This window comes from Stenotrophomonas maltophilia group sp. LNF247 (genome assembly GCF_054083135.1).
Map to the genome: position 1 here is coordinate 74,268 of NZ_JBSRQL010000003.1, position 16,809 is coordinate 91,076.

General features: G+C 66.2%; 12 protein-coding genes. 3 read left to right on the plus strand and 9 right to left on the minus strand.

Translation table 11 applies throughout. The features are described 5' to 3' along the window. Nucleotides 1-2: 2 nt before the first annotated feature. The 9 genes from ACTXG9_RS04000 to ACTXG9_RS04040 all read right to left on the minus strand — a co-directional run bounded on the left by ACTXG9_RS04000 (nucleotide 3) and on the right by ACTXG9_RS04040 (nucleotide 12,962). Nucleotides 3-3,170, minus strand: a complete 3,168-nt coding sequence (locus tag ACTXG9_RS04000) for a discoidin domain-containing protein (protein WP_111102866.1) — start codon at nucleotides 3,168-3,170, stop codon at nucleotides 3-5. Then, nucleotides 3,167-4,003 (minus strand): carbohydrate ABC transporter permease, encoded by an 837-nt coding sequence (locus tag ACTXG9_RS04005; RefSeq protein WP_111097843.1) that lies wholly within the window; start codon nucleotides 4,001-4,003, stop codon nucleotides 3,167-3,169. The genes ACTXG9_RS04000 and ACTXG9_RS04005 overlap by 4 nt, the downstream gene beginning before the upstream one ends. Continuing rightward, nucleotides 4,000-4,881, minus strand: a complete 882-nt coding sequence (locus tag ACTXG9_RS04010; RefSeq protein WP_111102864.1) for a carbohydrate ABC transporter permease — start codon at nucleotides 4,879-4,881, stop codon at nucleotides 4,000-4,002. The genes ACTXG9_RS04005 and ACTXG9_RS04010 overlap by 4 nt, the downstream gene beginning before the upstream one ends. After that, nucleotides 4,878-6,254 carry a sugar ABC transporter substrate-binding protein gene (locus ACTXG9_RS04015; protein WP_194445152.1) on the minus strand — a complete coding sequence of 459 codons (1,377 nt, stop codon included), beginning with the start codon at nucleotides 6,252-6,254 and terminating at the stop codon, nucleotides 4,878-4,880. Before ACTXG9_RS04015 ends, ACTXG9_RS04010 begins: the two co-directional genes overlap by 4 nt. Beyond that, nucleotides 6,223-7,827, minus strand: coding sequence for a glucoamylase family protein (locus tag ACTXG9_RS04020; protein WP_019660460.1), 1,605 nt, complete (start codon nucleotides 7,825-7,827; stop codon nucleotides 6,223-6,225). The genes ACTXG9_RS04015 and ACTXG9_RS04020 overlap by 32 nt, the downstream gene beginning before the upstream one ends. Before the next feature lie 243 nt (nucleotides 7,828-8,070). Further along, on the minus strand, nucleotides 8,071-11,127 hold the full coding sequence (locus ACTXG9_RS04025; protein WP_111102862.1) for a TonB-dependent receptor: 3,057 nt from the start codon (nucleotides 11,125-11,127) through the stop codon (nucleotides 8,071-8,073). A gap of 76 nt (nucleotides 11,128-11,203) precedes the next feature. After that, nucleotides 11,204-12,241 carry a LacI family DNA-binding transcriptional regulator gene (locus ACTXG9_RS04030; RefSeq protein ID WP_111102860.1) on the minus strand — a complete coding sequence of 346 codons (1,038 nt, stop codon included), beginning with the start codon at nucleotides 12,239-12,241 and terminating at the stop codon, nucleotides 11,204-11,206. Between the two features lie 149 nt (nucleotides 12,242-12,390). Beyond that, on the minus strand, nucleotides 12,391-12,666 hold the full coding sequence (locus ACTXG9_RS04035; protein WP_111102858.1) for a BolA family protein: 276 nt from the start codon (nucleotides 12,664-12,666) through the stop codon (nucleotides 12,391-12,393). Further along, entirely contained in the window at nucleotides 12,663-12,962 is a 300-nt protein-coding gene (locus tag ACTXG9_RS04040) for a YciI family protein (protein WP_026347072.1), read from the minus strand. Before ACTXG9_RS04040 ends, ACTXG9_RS04035 begins: the two co-directional genes overlap by 4 nt. A 373-nt stretch (nucleotides 12,963-13,335) precedes the next feature. On the opposite strand from ACTXG9_RS04040, the gene ACTXG9_RS04045 reads away from it, so the two are divergent. Genes ACTXG9_RS04045 through ACTXG9_RS04055 form a run of 3 tightly spaced genes read left to right on the plus strand, consistent with a single transcriptional unit; the run spans nucleotide 13,336 to nucleotide 16,751 of the window. Continuing rightward, complete coding sequence (locus ACTXG9_RS04045; protein WP_019660465.1) at nucleotides 13,336-14,241, plus strand: segregation and condensation protein A; 906 nt, start codon at nucleotides 13,336-13,338, stop codon at nucleotides 14,239-14,241. A gap of 13 nt (nucleotides 14,242-14,254) precedes the next feature. Then, nucleotides 14,255-15,124: an SMC-Scp complex subunit ScpB gene (gene scpB / locus ACTXG9_RS04050; RefSeq protein ID WP_019660466.1), complete on the plus strand. Its 870-nt coding sequence runs from the start codon at nucleotides 14,255-14,257 to the stop codon at nucleotides 15,122-15,124. After that, nucleotides 15,117-16,751 carry a pseudouridine synthase gene (locus ACTXG9_RS04055; protein WP_021203003.1) on the plus strand — a complete coding sequence of 545 codons (1,635 nt, stop codon included), beginning with the start codon at nucleotides 15,117-15,119 and terminating at the stop codon, nucleotides 16,749-16,751. Before scpB ends, ACTXG9_RS04055 begins: the two co-directional genes overlap by 8 nt. Nucleotides 16,752-16,809 lie beyond the last annotated feature (58 nt).

Genomic DNA, 16,809 nt, shown 5'->3' on the forward strand with positions numbered 1-16,809 from the left:
CGTTACTGTCCCTTGCGCTCGGCGCGGCGCACTGCGCTCGGCACGTCGATCTCGATCCGCGCCGGCAGCTGGTGCACGTGCAGTTCTCTGTTGACCCACTGGGCCGCTTCACCGTTGATGCTCGCCTCGCCCGGGTCGCCGGCATACGGCCACGGCAGCACCACACCACCGACCGGCGGCACCAGGCCCGGTTGCACCTCCAGCACCAGCTGCTTGTCGCTGCGCTGCAGGCGGTAGTTCAACTGCCCCTGCGGCGTGCGCAGGCCCTGCACGGCAATGCCCTCGCCCTGCAGCCACGCGGTCGGCACGCCGGCGGCCAGTACCAGCGCATCGTCCAGATCACGGTTGTAAGCGAACATGTCCAGCGCAGAGCGCACGAAGTCCGAAGCCACCCAGGCGTGCGGCAGGTCACCGACGAAGAACGGCTTGCGCGGCGTGCGCGAGACCACTTCGGCCCACTGGTTCCAGGCCTGTGGCGCGCGGTCCCTGAAGAAGAACTCGGTGGCCTGCCAGGCGCGGTCGCGCCAGCCCAGGCGCACGAACGCTGCCACGTTGCGCCATTCGTACGGGGTGTAATCCTTCCACTCGCGCTTGCCATCGCGACGGGCAACGAACTCGTTCCAGTAGCGCTCGAAGGTCGCCTGCAGCGCCTGCTGCGGCAGCCGGCCCTGCTCGCCGCCGGGGGCAAGCGCGATCGTGGTGGAGGTCGCGTCGAAGTCGCCCAGCTCGGCCGAGCCCGGCAGGTAATCGATCTTGTGCTGCTGCATCGCCGACAGCAGCGAGGCCTGCAGGTCAGCACGGAACTGGTCGCGCGATTCGGCGATCTGCATCGCCTCGACCTTGCCCAGCTGGGTCGCCAGCAGCGCCGCGTCCTTGTAGCCGCGCAGCGCCCAGAAGTTGTCCCAGTAGGAATGCATCGGCTTGGCCGAATAGCCTTCATGGCTGATCGAGGCCGGCATCATCCCGTAGAACGCCGGGTTGCGCGCGCGGTTTTCCTCGGTGCGCTCGCTGGCGCGCAGCTGCTCCATGTAGTGGTAGGCGCCCTGCACGTGCGGCCACATCAGCTCGGTGAACGTGCTGTCGCCGGTGTAGCGCCCATACTCGGCGATGCTGTAGATCAACTCGCCATGGCTGTCGTTCTCCGGCACCGGGTCGCTGCCGCGCGCGTCGACGCAGCACGGCACCTTGCCGTTTTCGAACTGGTACGGCGCATACCAGTTGATGTAATCGCGCACCGCATCACTGCGCCCCATGCGCAGCAGGCCCTCGGAGATCATCGCGCCGTCGCGGATCCAGCTGCGCGCATACGACCGCGTGCCCGGCTGCAGGCGCGGTCCGACACGCGAGATCAGCATGTGCGCCACCGCCGTGCGCAGGGTGTCGACCAGTGGCTGGCCTGCAGCAGGCACCTGCAGCGAAACCACGCCCAGCTTCTTCCGCCATTGCTCGGCCACCTGCGCCTGCGCCTTGGCCACATCCAGCGCCTGCGGCGCCCAGCCACCGGTCTGTGGCAGCACCACCGCCACCTCACGGTTCTGCCCGGGCTCCAGCCTGATCGTGTACACCAGCGCACCCGACGCCATGCCGGTGCTGTCCTTCACCGCCGTGGTCGCCGGGTACGTGCCGCTTTCCAGATGCATCGCATCGAGCTTGCCATCGAACGTACTGGCAAAGCGCGCGTCCGGTACCTGCAGCGGATAGATCCGCGGCTCACCGTTGACCCGAACCAGCTGCTCACCTACATCCAGGGCATCAATCCGGCTGAAGCCTCCGACGGTATTAAGGAACTGGGTGGGCGGATTGACCTGCCACGGCCGTATCGCCAGTGCCAGGGTGTATTCGTGCGCGACCTTGTCCGGATTGCTCAGCCGGTAGCGGCCGATCAGCTGCGCACGCTCGGGCGTGCCCTGCACGAAACCGGTCACCGAGAGTCCGGCCTTCTCATGCACCCAGTCGACGGTGGCGATCGGCAGGTAGTGATCCTGCAGCGACTGGGTGATAGCCACTTTCGACCAGTCCAGCAGCTTGCCGTCCAGGCGGATGAACGGCTCGATGCTGAAGCTGCCCTTGGCCGGCTCCAGCGCGCCATCTTCGCTGATCAGCGCCTGCTCCTGGCCACCATCGAGGCCGAGCAGGGTCCAGTAGGGCTGTTCGCCCACATACGCGCGCGGCAACGAACCGCGCGGCAGATCGGCGGCTACCGAGGACAGGAAGGCATTGGGCGTGGCGGCGAACGCCAGCGGCTTGAGTGCGATGTCACGGATGCCATAGCGCCAGTTCGGGCCATCGCGCAGATCGAAACGCACGTAGCGCGCGTCGGTATCCGGCAGGGCAAGCCAGTCGCGGCCACCGGCACCGCTGGTCACTTCGCGCACGATGCGCCAATCCCGGCCATCCTCGGACGTCCGCACGGTGTAGCGATTGGCTTCCAGGTTCGGCAGCCAATCGATCACGACACCGCCGATCTCGCGGCTCTTGTGCAGGTCCAGGCTGATGGTCTGCTGCTTGACGCCACCGCTGATCCAGAACGTGTCGCTCTTGCCGTCGATCATGCGGTCCTGCAGCGCGGTGGCGGTATCGGAAATCACCGACGGCACCAGCGCCGAATCATCCTGCGGTGGCAGCCCCTGCAGGGTCAGCCTGTCGAAGCATACGGTGCCGCGGCCGCCGACCTTGCTGTAGATCGTGAACTCGACGGCGGCGCTGCGCGCCATCTCCTTCTCGGGCGAGGGACCCCACGCCTTGTCGATCTGGCGGCGGCGGTACTCGACCGGCGTCCAGCCCTTGGGGAAACTGTAGCCGGGACGATTGACCCACCAGACGTTGTCACCGCTGGCATCGATCAACTTGAACTGCAGGTCGTTGCCCGGTGAATCACCGCGCAACTGGAAGCCGAAACGGTAATTGACCGGGTATTCGATGTTCAGCGCGCGGCGGATGCCGACGTAGCCGGAGACATCGTGGAAGTCATAGTCCAGGCACAGCGCGCGGCCGCCGCCAGCGCCACTGACCGGGCGCAGCGAACCGCTGACCTGGTCGGACAGCACCAGCTTCCAGGCCGCGACGTCGTCGAAGTCGTCCAGCACCTTCGGTGCCGGCAGCGCCGGTGGCGCGGCGATCGCCAGGGAGGTCCACAGCAGGCCCAGTCCAACGGCGATCGCTCGCTTCATCCCTTGACGCTCCCCAGCAACAGACCTTGGATGTAGTACCGCTGCAGCACCAGGAACAGCGCCAGCACCGGGACCACGGTGACCACCGCGCCGGCCATCATCATTTCCACGTCCATGATGTGCTCGCGCGAGAGGGTGGCCAGCGCCACCGGCAAAGTGTAGTGCTCCTGATCGGTCAACACGATCAGCGGCCACATGAAATCGTTCCATGCGCCCATGAAGGTGAAGATCGCCAGGGTCACCAGCACCGGCTTGAGCATCGGCAGCACGATCTGGAAGAAGATGCGCAGCTCCCCTGCCCCGTCGATACGGGCCGCTTCCAGCAATTCGTCCGGAATCGAACGCGCGTACTGGCGCACCAGGAAGATGCCGAACACGCTGGCCAGCGCCGGCACGATCACGCCGCCGAAGCTGTTGACCAGGCCCAGCTGCTTCATCAGCAGGAACAGCGGCAGCATCGCCACCTGCGCTGGAATCACCAGCGCCGCCATCAGCACCTGGAACAGGCGCTCGCGGCCGACGAAGTTGAGCTTGGCGAACGCATAGCCGGCCATGGTGTTGAGCAACAGCGAGCCAAAGGTGATCGCCAGCGAGACGAGCAGGCTGTTGGCGAAGTTGCCGCCCATGCCAGTGCGCGCGAACAGCTCATGGTAGTTGTGCGTGGTGATGCTCGAAGGCAGCAGCGGCGGCGGGAAATGGCTGGCCTCGCCCTGCGGCATGAACGAGACCGAGAGCATCCACAACAGCGGTGCCAGGCTGACCAGGGCCAGCACCAACAATGCACCATTGATCAACCACGGGTACCAGCGCGACTGGCCGATTTCACGACTCATACCAACTGCCTCTTGCGGCCGAAACGCAGCATCACGGTGGTCACCGCCAGGATGATCAGGAACAGCAGGAACGCCACGGCGGAGGCGCGTCCCAGGTTCCACCACTTGAAGCCTTCCTCGAACATGAAATACAGCACGCTGACGGTGCTCTGCAGTGGGTCGCCGCGGGTCATGACATACGGCTCGGCGAACAGCTGGAAGTAGCCGGACACGGTAATCACGCCGACCACCAGCAGCACCGGGCCGAGCATCGGCAGGGTGATGTGCAGGAACTGCTTCCAGCGCGAGGCGCCGTCGATGCGCGCAGCCTCGTACAGGTCATGCGGGATCGCCTGCAGGCCGGCCAGGAAGATCACCATGTTGTAGCCGAAGTTCTTCCACACCGCGAACAGCATGATGGTCGGCATCGCCCAGTTGGGATCGCCCAGCCAGTCGATCGGGCTGATGCCCAGGTGGCCCAGGCTGTAGTTCACCAGGCCGTAGCTGGTGTGGAACAGGTAACGCCAGATCACCGCCACCGCCACCAGCGTGGTCACCACCGGCGCGAACAGCGCGGTGCGGAACAGCGCCTTGAAGCGCGCGGCCGGCGCGTTGAGCAGCATCGCCGCGCCCAGCGACACGCCGATCGACAATGGCACCCCGATCAGCACGAAGTAGGTGGTGTTCCACAGCGACTTCCAGAACATCGGTGTCTGCAGCAGGTCGATGTAGTTGCCGAGGCCGACAAACCGCAGGTTGCTGCTGTCAGCCAGGGCATACAGGTCGAAGTCGGTCACGCTCAGCGCCAGCGCCGAAGCCACCGGCAGGCCGAAGAACACGCCCAGCACGATCAACGAGGGCCCGGCGAAGATCCAGCCGGCAAGCGAAGTACGTTTCATTGCGCGCTCCCGGCGGCTACGGCACTGCTGGACTGCGACGACGGTGCGCGCTGCTGCAGGCGTTGTTGTTCATGCATCCAGCGGCGCTTGGCCAGCACCTTGTCCACGCGCTGGTCCAGTTCTTCCACGGCCTTGTCCTGCGGCAGGCCACCGCGCACCACCTTCTCGGTGACGATGCGCATTTCCTGCACGATGCGCTCCCATTCGAGCACCTTCGGCGTCGGCTTGACCCGCTCCAGCTGGTCACGGAATGCCGCTGCCAGCGGATCGTTGGCCAGCGACGGTGCGTTCCAGGTACTGCGGCGCGGCGGCAGATCGCCGATGATCGAATGGAAACGCGCCTGGATCTGCGGCCGCGACAGGAACTCGATCAGCTTCCACGACGCTTCCTTCTGCTGCGACTTGCGGAAGATCACCAGGCTGGTGCCACCGGCGATGCCGGCGCCGGGGCCGTCCGGACCCGGTAGCGCCGCGGTGCCCCACTGCCCTTCCAGTTCCTTTGGCTGCAGCTTCTTGAACTCGCGGATGTTCCAGGGGCCGGAGATGTAGAACACGTTGAAGCCGCGGAAGAACTCGTCCCAGACGTTGGAGATCTGCGTCTCGGACATCTTCGGCGCCCAGCCCTGCTCGAACATGTTGGCGTAGAAGGCCAGTGTGCGGCGGAACCCCGGGCTGGCGAAATTGCCGCGGGTGTCATCGTCGCGCAGCAGCGGATCGGGTTGCTGCAGTGCCAAGGACAACTGCTGCTCGAACTCATTGATCGGCATCAGCACCGCATAGCGGTTCGGACCCTGCATGCGCTTGATCGCCGCCATCTGCTCGTCCCACTCGGCCCAGGTACGCGGCGGGTGGTCGTAGCCGGCCTTGGCCAGCAGGTCCTTGCGGTAGTAGATCAGGCGTGTATCGACGTACCACGGCACGCCCACCAGCTCGCCGTGGATCACGTTGGTATCCCAGATGCCCTGGAAGTAGTCCTTTTCATCAACGACCGCCGAGTGATCGACGAACGGCTGCAGCGGTGTCAGCGCATCGAGCTCGGCGAACTCGGGCACCCAGGTGTTTCCGAGCTGGCAGACATCCGGCAGGCCATCGGCAGCGAACGCGGTCAGCAGTTTCTCGTGCGCTGCCGTCCACGGGATGTTCTGCACATCCACCTTGATGCCGGGGTTCTCGGCCTCGAACTCGTGGATCAGCTCGCTGACCACCTCGGCTTCGCGACCCATCGCCCAGAAGCGCACGGTGGTGGTTCCAGGCTCGGTGCGGGCGCAGCCGGCCACGGCCAAAGCGGCCAGGGCGGGCAGCGCCCAGCGGCGCAGGCGGTCGATCCAGTTCGGCACCGGGTTACTTCCCCTGCCCTGTGTTGCGGTTGGCATTGTTTTTCTGTTCCTGCGCGGCAGCCGCGCGTGATTCGGCGATACCCACCGCGCGTGCCGCCGCGGCCTTTTCGTCCTTCTGCAGCTCCAGCGGCTGGAACGCGCCTTCCGGCGCCAGCCAGCCACCGCTGAACCCTGCCCGCTCCAGTCCCTTGCGGATGTAGGGGTTCTTCTTCATCACCTCCCACACGAAATCGTTGCGGTAGTTGGCGATCATGGTCAGGATCGGTCCCTGGTCGATGGCGATGTAATCGCTGGCGACCCAGCCGCGATCCGGCACCAGGCGGCCGGTCTTGATAGGGATGTCGTAGTTGAAGCTGGGGTTGAATGAATCCAGGAAGCCGTAGCTGGAATAGATGTAGTCGCCGTAGCGCTTGTGCATTTCCAGCGTGGCCGGGATCACCTGCTCCGGCGCAAACACCACCGAGGCGATCGCAGCAGTCGGGGCGATGGTGCCGTCATCGAAATTCTCGCGCAGCCCAGCGCCGCGCGAGGAGTAATGGCGGAACTGGCGCTGCTCGCCGCGGTACTCCTGCGTGGTGTTCTGCGGGCCATCGCTGGCGGTCAGGCCCCACACATTCTCGCCATACTCCTTCCACTGCATCGGGTTGGCGATGGCGTATTCGCGCTGGGCCAGCGCAGCCGAGCGGCTGTTGAGGAAATAAGTGCTGCCGCGCTCGCGCATGTATGCGTCCTGGATATCGCGGAAGTCGATCCAGACGTGGCTGTACTGGTGGCCGAACAGCGGGCCGAAGGACAGGTATTCCTGGCCCTGGTAAACACCCCAGTCGTTGTCGTAGGTGCGCGTCCACACCGTCCACGCATCCGGGCTGACCGGGTGCGTGGGCGACCCCAGGGCAAGGATGTAGACCATCATCGCCTCGTTGTAGCCCATCCAGTCGTGGTCGATGAAGCCGCTCTCGGGGAACCAGCCCATCGAGATCAGCGGCGCGCGCTGCTGCAGCCACGGCCAGTCCACCTTCTTGTACAAGGTGTCGGCGATCTGGCGGATCTCCTTCTCGCGCGGATCATCGCCGTCGTAGTACGACTGCGCGAACAGCACGCCCATCATCAGCAGTGCGGTATCCACCGAGGACAGTTCGACCCAGCTGTCGTAGCGACGGCCTTCCTGCATGTCCAGGAAGTGGTAGTAGAAGCCCTTGTAGCCGGCCTTGCCGGTGCGCTGCGGGCCCATCGGCACATCGCGGAAGAACTTCAGCGTGGTCAGCGTGCGGTCGATGGCCTGGTTGCGGCTGACCCAGCCGTTTTCTATGCCGATCGGATAGGCAGTCAACGCGAAACCGACCGAGGCGATGCTGGCGAACGGCCGTGACGGGTAGCGGTCCGGGGTCAGGCCGTTCACTTCGTTGGTGGTGTCCCAGAAGAACTGGAAGGTGCGGCGCTCGATATCATCGAACAGCGGCGGCAGCTCCGGTTTCATCGGCCGCGGCGGTGCGTCGGCCTCGATCAGGATCACCGGCGGGCGGGGCTTGGCAGGTTCCTGCTGGGCCGGCTGGCAGGCGGCCACGGCCAGGCTCAGCGCTGCGGCGGACAACAGATGGCGTGCCTGCATGGCGCGGTTCCTCCGGTGGTCTGATCGATGGGAAAGCATAACGTCCAATGATCTGAAATCGTTTACAAGGTGCGTTCTTAAAAAACCACGAAAAACGTGGCTTGACACCGCGATCATTGCCCACGCCGCTGCCCCCTGGCCGGCAGCGGCGTGGGCAATGGACCGGCACAGGGCCGGCCATTGCCGGTTTGACCGATGCCGCCAGCGAGCCGGCGGCATCGGGTCATGCATCACCGCCCGGGCTTAGAAGCGGAAGCCCACTTCGGCCTTGACCTGGCGCGGAGTACCGATGATGTCGCCGGTCTCGTTGTAGCTGGCCTGCAGCTTGCCGTTGGTCTTGACGTAGTTGTAGGTGGAGAAGTTGTCGAAGTTGAACACGTTGATGATGTCCAGGCGGGCGTACAGCTCGGTGTTGCCCGCCAGCTTGAACGTCTTCGTCGCCTGCAGGTCGACCGAACGGTAGCCGAAGATCTTGCCACCCACCAGGAACTTGCCGGTGGCGTTGGGCACGGCCGCCTGCGGGGTCGGCAGGGTGTAGCCGCTGGCCTGCATCACCGGGTACCAGTCGTTGACGGCGGTCGGGGTGGCCAGGGTGATCTTGCCGCCGAAAGTGATGCCCCAGAAGCCCGCGTAGGAACCGGTCACCACCAGGCGGTGGCGCGGCGCGCCGTTGGAGCGGATGGTCGGGTAGTCACCGATCAGGCCGCGATCGAACGCATACTTCTCGTTGATGTCGCGGTTATGGCGCGCAGTGGTCCAGGTATAGGCGATCGAGGTGCCCCAGCCGCTTTCCTTGGTGAACGGCTTCTGTGCCGACAACAGGACCTGGGTGGCGCGGGTCTTGATGCCCTGCTGGCCGATGATCAGGCTGCCGAAGCCCGGCACGTTGCAGCTCCAGGCCTGGCTCAGGCCTGCGGAGGTGCCGCCGCACAGGCGCGGATCATCGAAGAACTGGCCGGTCGGGTAGCGGTTGCCCAGGGTGAAGGCGAAGCCGTCGTAGCTCAGGGTACGAGCGATGGTGGCATCGGTCAGCCAGTCGCCGATCTGGTTGCTCATGCCCAGGCTGAACTGATCCGAGTACGGCGCCTTCAGCTTGTTGTTCAGCAGGTCAACCTCCAGCCCGGCATTGCTGGTCGCGCCGACCAGTGCCTGCAGGTTGCCGATGCCGTTGAGCAGGTTCGGATTCCAGTCATAGCAGGCGGCCTGGCCGTTGATGCAGGTGTTGGTGGCCGGGTTGCGGAAGTAGATGGTCGGCTGCGGCAGGGCCAGCTTGGTGGTTTCCAGCTGCAGGTTGTCGAACAGGTCACGGTCGTAGGAACGGCCGGCACCGCCGTGGATCACGTGCTGCTCGTCGGCATTGATGTCATACGAGAAGCCCAGGCGCGGCTGCCAGGCATCCTTGAATGCCTTGCGGTTGTGGCCGTTGCTGATGTAGTCGCTGATGTCCAGGCCGCCCAGTGCCAGCGAATCGGCATAGGTCTGGCCGGCGGGGGCGCGCGGATCCTGCGAATAGATGGCGTCGACCACCTGCTGCGGGGTCACGAAGTCCAGGTAGGACGGGGTCTTTTCGTAGTCCCAGCGCAGGCCGATGTTCAGCTGCAGGTGGTCGTTGACCTGCCAGTCGTCCTGGATGAACACGCCGTACTGCTTGGACTTCGAACGCACTTCGCCGGACACGCCGGACACGCCGGTCACCGGCTTGACGAACTGCGCCTTGTACGGAATCGAATCGGGGAAGTCCGGATCGCCCAGCGAGTAGGTGAAGGTCGGGTTGATCTGTGCCGCATCGGATGCGTACAGATCGATCGCCTTGTACTTCACGCCCATCTTGATGGTGTGGTCACCGGCCCACTGGATGCCATCCAGGGTCAGGTTGTCTTCGATCGACCAGCCCTTCTGGCCCTTCACCTGCGAATCCAGTGCCGAGGCGCCACCGATCTTCACGATGGTGCGGTCTTCGGGGCCGTCCGGTGCGGTGTAGGTGATGCCGTTGGCCAGCGTCAGCGGGGTCGGGTTGTTGAACGAGTCTTCGTGCGTGACCATCAACTCGTTGTAGTAGCGCTCACCGCTGTGGTTCCAGCGCAGGGCGTAACGACGGTCGGTGTTGACCACTTCACGGCCGGCTTCCGGCGAGGTCTGGCCACTGAACTGCGACTGGGTTTCGTCGCGGTCCTGGAAGGTCAGCTCGATGCGATCGTTGTCGGTCGGCTCGAAGTCGATCTTGCCGAAGATCAGGTCCTGCTGGAACGGCTGGCTGGCCGGGCCAAGGCCGGCGGCGCCGGCCGGCGGCAGCAGGCCGGCAGCGCCGGTGACCGCGCCATCCGGCGCGATGGTGACCGGCAGGTCGAAGCGCTTGGCTTCGTAGGTCACGAAGAAGTGCGCCTTGTCCTGGATGATCGGGCCGCCCAGGGCGAAGCCGTATTCCTTCTCGGCCGAGACCATCTTCTCCTTGCCACCCTGGCGCTCGGCCGGGGTCTTGGCACGCATGTCTTCATCGGTGTAGCGGTAGAACGCCTCACCCTTGAACTCATTGGTGCCGGACTTGGTTGCAGCCGTCACCGCGGCGCTCGACACCTGGCCATACTCGGCCTTGTAGTTGCCGCTGATGACCTTGTATTCGCCGATGGCCAGCTGCGGGAACGGGTTGCCGGCGCTGCCGGACTGGCCGGCCACGCCGCCGCCCTTGACGTAGCTCTTCTGGCCCACGCCGTCGATGTACACGTTGGTGCCATCGGCATTGGTGGCGCCGCCGCGCAGCGAGGTGTTGCCCTTGGCGTCGCGGGTGAAGATCAGGCCCGGCACCGCGTCGGCGAACTCCAGGAAGTTGCGCGACACCTGCGGGGTGGTCTGGATCTGCTGCAGGCTGACGGTCTTGCCGACTTCGGAGGTGCGCACTTCCTGCAGCAGGGTCGGCGCAACAACGTTGACGGTGTCCAGGTTGGTGGCCGCGGTCGAACCCTGGGTGCTGCTGGCGGCACCGGCAAAGTTCAGCGTCGCGGTCGAGGCCACGGTGACGGTGACCTTCTGGGTCTGGCCGTTGGCGACCACGTTGTAGGTGCCCGGATCCAGGCCCATCAGCGAGTAGCTGCCGTCGGCGCGGATGGTGCCACGGCGGACGGTACCGGTGGCCACGTTGGTGGCGGTCACTTCGGTGCCTGCCTGGGCGCCGGCAACCTGGCCGCGCAGGCTGGCGTTGGCCGACTGCGCCATGACGTTGGGGGCGGCAGCCAGCATCAGGCAGCTGACCAGTGCGGTGCTCAGCAGCCGGCGCGCCGGCATGCGGAAGGTGGTATGCATCATCAACTCAATCTCCGGGTGGCGGTAACCGCTTGCGCGGTCCCTGCGATCAATCAAAAAAGAAGGAACGCCTCTGGCTTCAACGGCCGGATGGCGGAGTGGTGGAATCGCGAACAATCAAGCGGGGAACCAGGGTCTGCTTGTCCCCTGCCCCATCCGTGGAGGTGCCGTCCATCAACTGCATCAGACGCGTCATGGCCCGGTCGCCGAGCTCGGCGATGCTGACCTGCATGGTGGTCAGCGACGGGTGGACGAAACGCGCCAGTGGAATATCATCGAAACCCGCCAGGGCCACATCGGCCGGGACACGGACACCGGCCTGCGTGAACGCGTACAGGCATCCCAGCGCCATCATGTCGTTGGCGGCGAACACGGCATCAGGCAGCGCTCCGGCTGCCAGCAACTCCTGACCGGCGCGATGGCCGGAAGCTTCGTCGAAATCACCGGGCAGCTCGATGCCTTCGGCGTCACTGCCGAAAGCCGCCAGCGCGTCACGGAAGCCGCGCAGGCGCTCGCGCGCGTCGAAGTTGAGGTCCGGGCCAGAAATGAAAGCGATACGGCGGTGACCGGCGTCGAGCAGATGGCGGGTCATCGCCATCGCACCGGCATGGTCATCGATGCTCAGCACCGGGTGGTCCTGCCCGGGCAGATAGGTATTGATCAACACCGTCGGCAGCGACTGCGGCAGGTTGTCGGTCAGGAAGCCCGGGCTCTCGGCGTAGGGCGAGAGCACAAGCAGGCCGTCGACGCGGCCGCGCATGGCACGCAGGGCCGCGCCCTGCTGTTCCTGGTCGCCGTGGTAGCTGGACACCAGCAGGTGCTGGCGGCGGTTGCGGGCCACGCCGTCGATGCCGCGCATCAACTCGGAGAAGAATTCGCCGTACAGGTCAGGCAGCACCACGCCCACCGTATTGGTGCGGCGGCTGCTCAGGCTGCGGGCGGCGGCGTGCGGGGTGTAACGCAACCGTGCGGCCACCTCCAGCACAAGCTGGCGGACCGGTTCGGCGACATTTTCATGCCCGTTGAGCGCGCGGGAAACCGTGGCCACGGAGACCCGGGCTTCGCGTGCGACGTCTTTGATTGTGATAGCTGCCTTGTTCACGAAGCCGCCCTCCACGGCTTGGACCTACCAGCATTGGCGCGGAATGTAAGCGTTTCCATCTGGGCTTGTAAACAGTCCGTTAGGCGAATGTCCCGAAATGGACATGAAAACCTGTCCGTGGCGAGGCCCATGAAGGACCCGCCAGGACAGCGTGGGACAAGGGCTCAGCCCTGTTCTGACGGGGTCTGCGCGCGGATGGACAACGCGTGGATATCGGTCTCCATCATCGACCCCAGCGCGGCATAGACCGCGCGGTGCCGGGCCAGCGGACCCAGCCCGGCGAAGCGCTCACTGACCACATGCACGTTGAAATGGCCGCGGCCATCGCGTGCACCGGCATGACCGGCGTGACGATGGCTGTCGTCTTCGATTTCCAGCACGCTCGGCGCGAGTGCCTGCTGCAGCGCATCACGGATCCGCCCGATCCGTTCGGCGCTCATGGCAGGACCTTGCGGAACGGCCGCACCTGCACATGGGTGTATACGCCGGCGGCGACGTACGGGTCGGCATCGGCCCAGGCCTGGGCCTGCGGCAGCGACTCGAACTGTGCAATCACCACCGAACCACTGAAGCCGGCCGGGCCCGGGTCTTCACTGTCCACCACCGGGCACGGCCCGGCCAGCAGCAGGCGCCCCTCGTCGCGCAGCGCATGCAGGCGCGCCAGGTGTTCCGGCCGCGCCTGCAGCCGCTGCGCCAGCACATCCTGGCCGTCATACCCTTCGATCACATACCACACCGGCATTTCCTCGCTTGCGTTGTCGGGTGCGCAGATTCTAGCCAATGCGCTCCCTGCCCCGGCCCGGCTGGACACTGGCGCGACAAAGGCTTACCCTAGACTCCATTGCACGTGGTGGATGCAGCAGCCCGTCGGTTTTGCGGCCAACGCAGCCCCCGACGACCGTCCCGCTGCTTCAAACCGGACCATCCGGCCGGGCCACGTAGACGACCTCCCCGTAGTTCTGTCGCTGCCGTCTCCTGCGGCGCGTCCTGCTGTTTGATATGTGTGGAATCGCGCCGATCCCGGCGTGTCTGGTGCCCTGGGGCGCCGTGGCGTTGGCCCGGCGAACCCGGTGCCGCGACTGGTCCGTTGCAATCCTGATGTCCATTAGATGACTTCCGAACTCGCGCTTGACGCGAACCCGCCAACCCGGCCGCCCGCCCCCCAGCAGCAGGAAATGCCGCTGGCCGTGGTGCATGGGCAACCGGTCCTGCAGATCCCGCAGGACCTGTACATCCCGCCGGACGCGCTGGAAGTCATCCTGGATGCCTTCGAAGGCCCGCTGGACCTGCTGTTGTACCTGATCCGCCGCCAGAACCTCGATGTACTGGACATCCCCGTCGCCGAGATCACCCGGCAGTACGTGGAATACATCACCGTGATGCGCGAGCTGCGCTTCGAGCTGGCGGCCGAGTACCTGGTGATGGCCGCGATCCTGGCCGAGGTGAAGTCGCGGATGCTGCTGCCGCGCCCGGTCAGCGAGGAAGGCGATGAGGCCGACCCGCGCGCCGAGCTGGTGCGCCGGCTGCAGGAGTACGAACGTTTCAAGCAGGCCGCCGAGGACATCGACGCCCTGCCCCGTCAGGACCGCGACACCACGGTGGCGCATGCCTTCATGCCCGAACGCGCCACGGTGAAGCTGCCGCCGCCGGTGGACCTGAAGGAAATGCTGCTGGCTTTGCACGACGTGCTCAAGCGCGCCGAGCTGTTCAGCGGCCACGCCATCAAGCGCGAGGCACTGAGCGTGCGGCAACGCATGGGCGAGGTACTCGGCCGCCTGGAAGACGGCAGGTTCTATCGCTTCGAAGGGCTGTTCACGGCCGAAGAAGGCAAGCTGGGCGTGCTGGTCACGTTCCTGGCGGTGCTGGAGCTGGCCAAGGAACAGCTGCTGGACATCGTCCAGGAAGAACCGCTGGCGCCGATCTACGTCAAGTCGCTGGCGGCCGGCAACACCAACGCCCCGCTGCAGTTCAGCAGCGAGTTTGACGACAACGACGCCGCCAATGCCAATGAGTGAGCGCTGAGTGCCGATGGACCAATCGCTGATCGACCGCATTGTCGAGGGTGCCCTGCTGGCCTCCAGCCAGCCGCTCACCCTGGCCCAGCTGAAGGACCTGTTCCCGGAAGATGAGCCCGCACCGCCGGGCAGCATCGAACGTGCGCTGGAACGGCTGCGCGAGGCCTGCGAAGGACGCGGCGTGGAACTGGTCGAGGTCGCTTCGGGCTTCCGCTACCAGGTCACCAGCGAAGTGCATGGCTGGATCAGCCGGCTGTGGACCGAACGCAAGACCCGCTACACCCGTGCCACCCTGGAAACCCTGGCGCTGATCGCCTACCGGCAGCCGATCACCCGCGGCGAGATCGAACAGGTGCGCGGCGTGGCGGTCAGCAGCAACATCATCCAGGCACTGGAAGAACGCGAATGGATCCGCGTGGTCGGCCACCGCGACGTGCCCGGCAAGCCGGCACTGTTCGGCACCACCAAGGGCTTCCTGGACTACTTCGGGCTGAAGCGGCTGGACGAACTGCCGCCGCTGTCGGAACTGAAGGACCTGGGCGAGCTGGAACCGCAGCTGGCGCTGGACCGCGATGCTCCGGCCGTTGCCGGCGCCGACGGCCCGGACGTCTCGGCCGACGGCGCTGCCGCCAACGACGACGCCGGCCTGGCCGGCAGTGACACCCCCGATTCCGCCGATGCAGCGCCTGCGTCGGCCACCGATGAGCAAGCACCTTCGCCCCTCGATGATGGGCACCCCGATTCCGCGCCGGGCGAGCGCGCGGTGCCCCTGAACGAACGCGAAGACAACGCCGTCGCGATGACGACCGTGGCTGTTGACCAAGCCGATTCCGAACCAGAGGCCGACCTCGAAACCGTCGGCCGGAGCAAAACTGATGAGTGACACCCCCCGAAACAAGCTCTCGCTGAAGCGCGAAGCCACCTCCGAACAGTTCAAGCTGGAAGAGCGCCTGCACAAGGTGCTGGCCCAGGCCGGCCTCGGCTCGCGCCGTGCGCTGGAACAGCGCATTGCCGAGGGCCTGGTCAAGGTCAACGGTGAAGTCGCGCAGACCGGCATGTCGGTCAAGAGCGGCGACAGGATCGAACTGGACGGTCGCGGCTTCGTCGCCACCGCCCTGTCCGAACCGTCGCGCGTGCTGGTCTACAACAAGCCTGAAGGCGAAGTGACCACCCGCGAAGATCCCGAAGGCCGCCCGACCGTGTTCGAATCGCTGCCGCCGCTGAAGGGCGCGCGCTGGATCGCCATCGGCCGCCTGGACATCAACACCACCGGCCTGCTGCTGGCCACCACCGACGGTGAACTGGCCAACGCCATGATGCACCCGTCGTTCGAGGTCGAGCGCGAGTACGTGGTGCGCGTGCGTGCGCCGGAAGGCGAGGAAAAGGTCTCCGACGCCATCGTCGACCGCCTCAGCCGTGGCGTCGCGCTGGAGGACGGTCCGGCCAAGTTCGATGAGATCGAACGCATCGGCGGCACCGATTCGCACGACTGGTTCCGCGTCGTGGTGAAGGAAGGCCGCAACCGCGAAGTGCGCCGCCTGTGGGAATCGCAGGGTTGCCAGGTCAGCCGCCTGAAGCGCACCCGCTACGGCAAGGTTAGCCTGCCGCGCGAACTGGCCCGTGGCCATTCGGTGGAACTGGGTACCGCCCAGGTGGAAGCGCTGCGTGCGCAGCTGAAGCTGGAAGAAGGCGCACCGTCGGCGCTGACGCTGCAGCCGGTGATCGGCCAGCGCCGCGCCGCCAAGACCACCGTGCGCGTGCGCGAAGGTGGCCGCGGCAATGCCTACGTCAATGGCCACAACACCGCTGACGAAGGTCGCGAGCTGCGCCGTTTCGACAACGTCCGCGAAGACCGCGGCCGTGGTCGCGGCGGCAAGGGTGGCGGCTTCAAGGGCGGCCTGACGGTCAGCGGTGAAGCGGCAGCCAAGCAGTCGCAGAAGCCGTTCAAGCAGCGCGCCCCGAAGAATGATCGCTCGCTGCCGGAAGGCAATCCGGCGGCATTCCGCACCTGGTACGTGCCGGATGGCGTAAGCACCGGCCCGAGCGGCCATCGCAACGCCGGTCCGGGCGCGCGCGGCCCCGGTGCCCGTGGTCCGGGTGCAGGCGGCCAGGGTCGTCCGTATGGCAAGCCGAAGGGTCCGGGTGCAGGCGCCGGTGGCGGGCAGGGCCGTGGCGGTTTCGGCGGCGAAGGCCGTGGCGGCGCAGGCGGCCAGGGTCGTCCGGCCGGTGCCGGCAACCGCTCGCAGGGCCAGGGCAACAGGCACCCGTACGGCCATCCGGGCAATGCCCCAAGCTTCCCGTCCGACCACGCCACGCCGGGCTTCAACCCCTACGGCAGCCCGAAGCCGGCGCACGGTGCGCGTCCGGGCGGTCGTGGTCCGGGCGGCGGCAACCGTGGCCCGGGCGGCAATCGCGGCCCTGGCGGCCCGGGTGGGAACCGTGGTCCGGGCGGCCCCGGTGGCAACCGCGGACCGGGCGGCCCGCGCCGCAGCGGCCCGCGCGGCGGCTGATCACCGGCCCGACTGAAATGAAAAACCCCGGCTCCGGCCGGGGTTTTTCTTTGAAAAG

Coding starts and splice junctions, on each gene's coding strand:
- ACTXG9_RS04000 (WP_111102866.1), bottom strand. CDS start 3,170: ATGAAGCGAGCGATCGCCGTTGGACTGGGCCTGCTGTGGACCTCCCTG.
- ACTXG9_RS04045 (WP_019660465.1), top strand. CDS start 13,336: ATGACTTCCGAACTCGCGCTTGACGCGAACCCGCCAACCCGGCCGCCC.
- scpB (WP_019660466.1), top strand. CDS start 14,255: ATGGACCAATCGCTGATCGACCGCATTGTCGAGGGTGCCCTGCTGGCC.
- ACTXG9_RS04020 (WP_019660460.1), bottom strand. CDS start 7,827: ATGCAGGCACGCCATCTGTTGTCCGCCGCAGCGCTGAGCCTGGCCGTG.
- ACTXG9_RS04035 (WP_111102858.1), bottom strand. CDS start 12,666: ATGAGCGCCGAACGGATCGGGCGGATCCGTGATGCGCTGCAGCAGGCA.
- ACTXG9_RS04015 (WP_194445152.1), bottom strand. CDS start 6,254: ATGCCAACCGCAACACAGGGCAGGGGAAGTAACCCGGTGCCGAACTGG.
- ACTXG9_RS04025 (WP_111102862.1), bottom strand. CDS start 11,127: ATGATGCATACCACCTTCCGCATGCCGGCGCGCCGGCTGCTGAGCACC.
- ACTXG9_RS04005 (WP_111097843.1), bottom strand. CDS start 4,003: ATGAGTCGTGAAATCGGCCAGTCGCGCTGGTACCCGTGGTTGATCAAT.
- ACTXG9_RS04055 (WP_021203003.1), top strand. CDS start 15,117: ATGAGTGACACCCCCCGAAACAAGCTCTCGCTGAAGCGCGAAGCCACC.
- ACTXG9_RS04010 (WP_111102864.1), bottom strand. CDS start 4,881: ATGAAACGTACTTCGCTTGCCGGCTGGATCTTCGCCGGGCCCTCGTTG.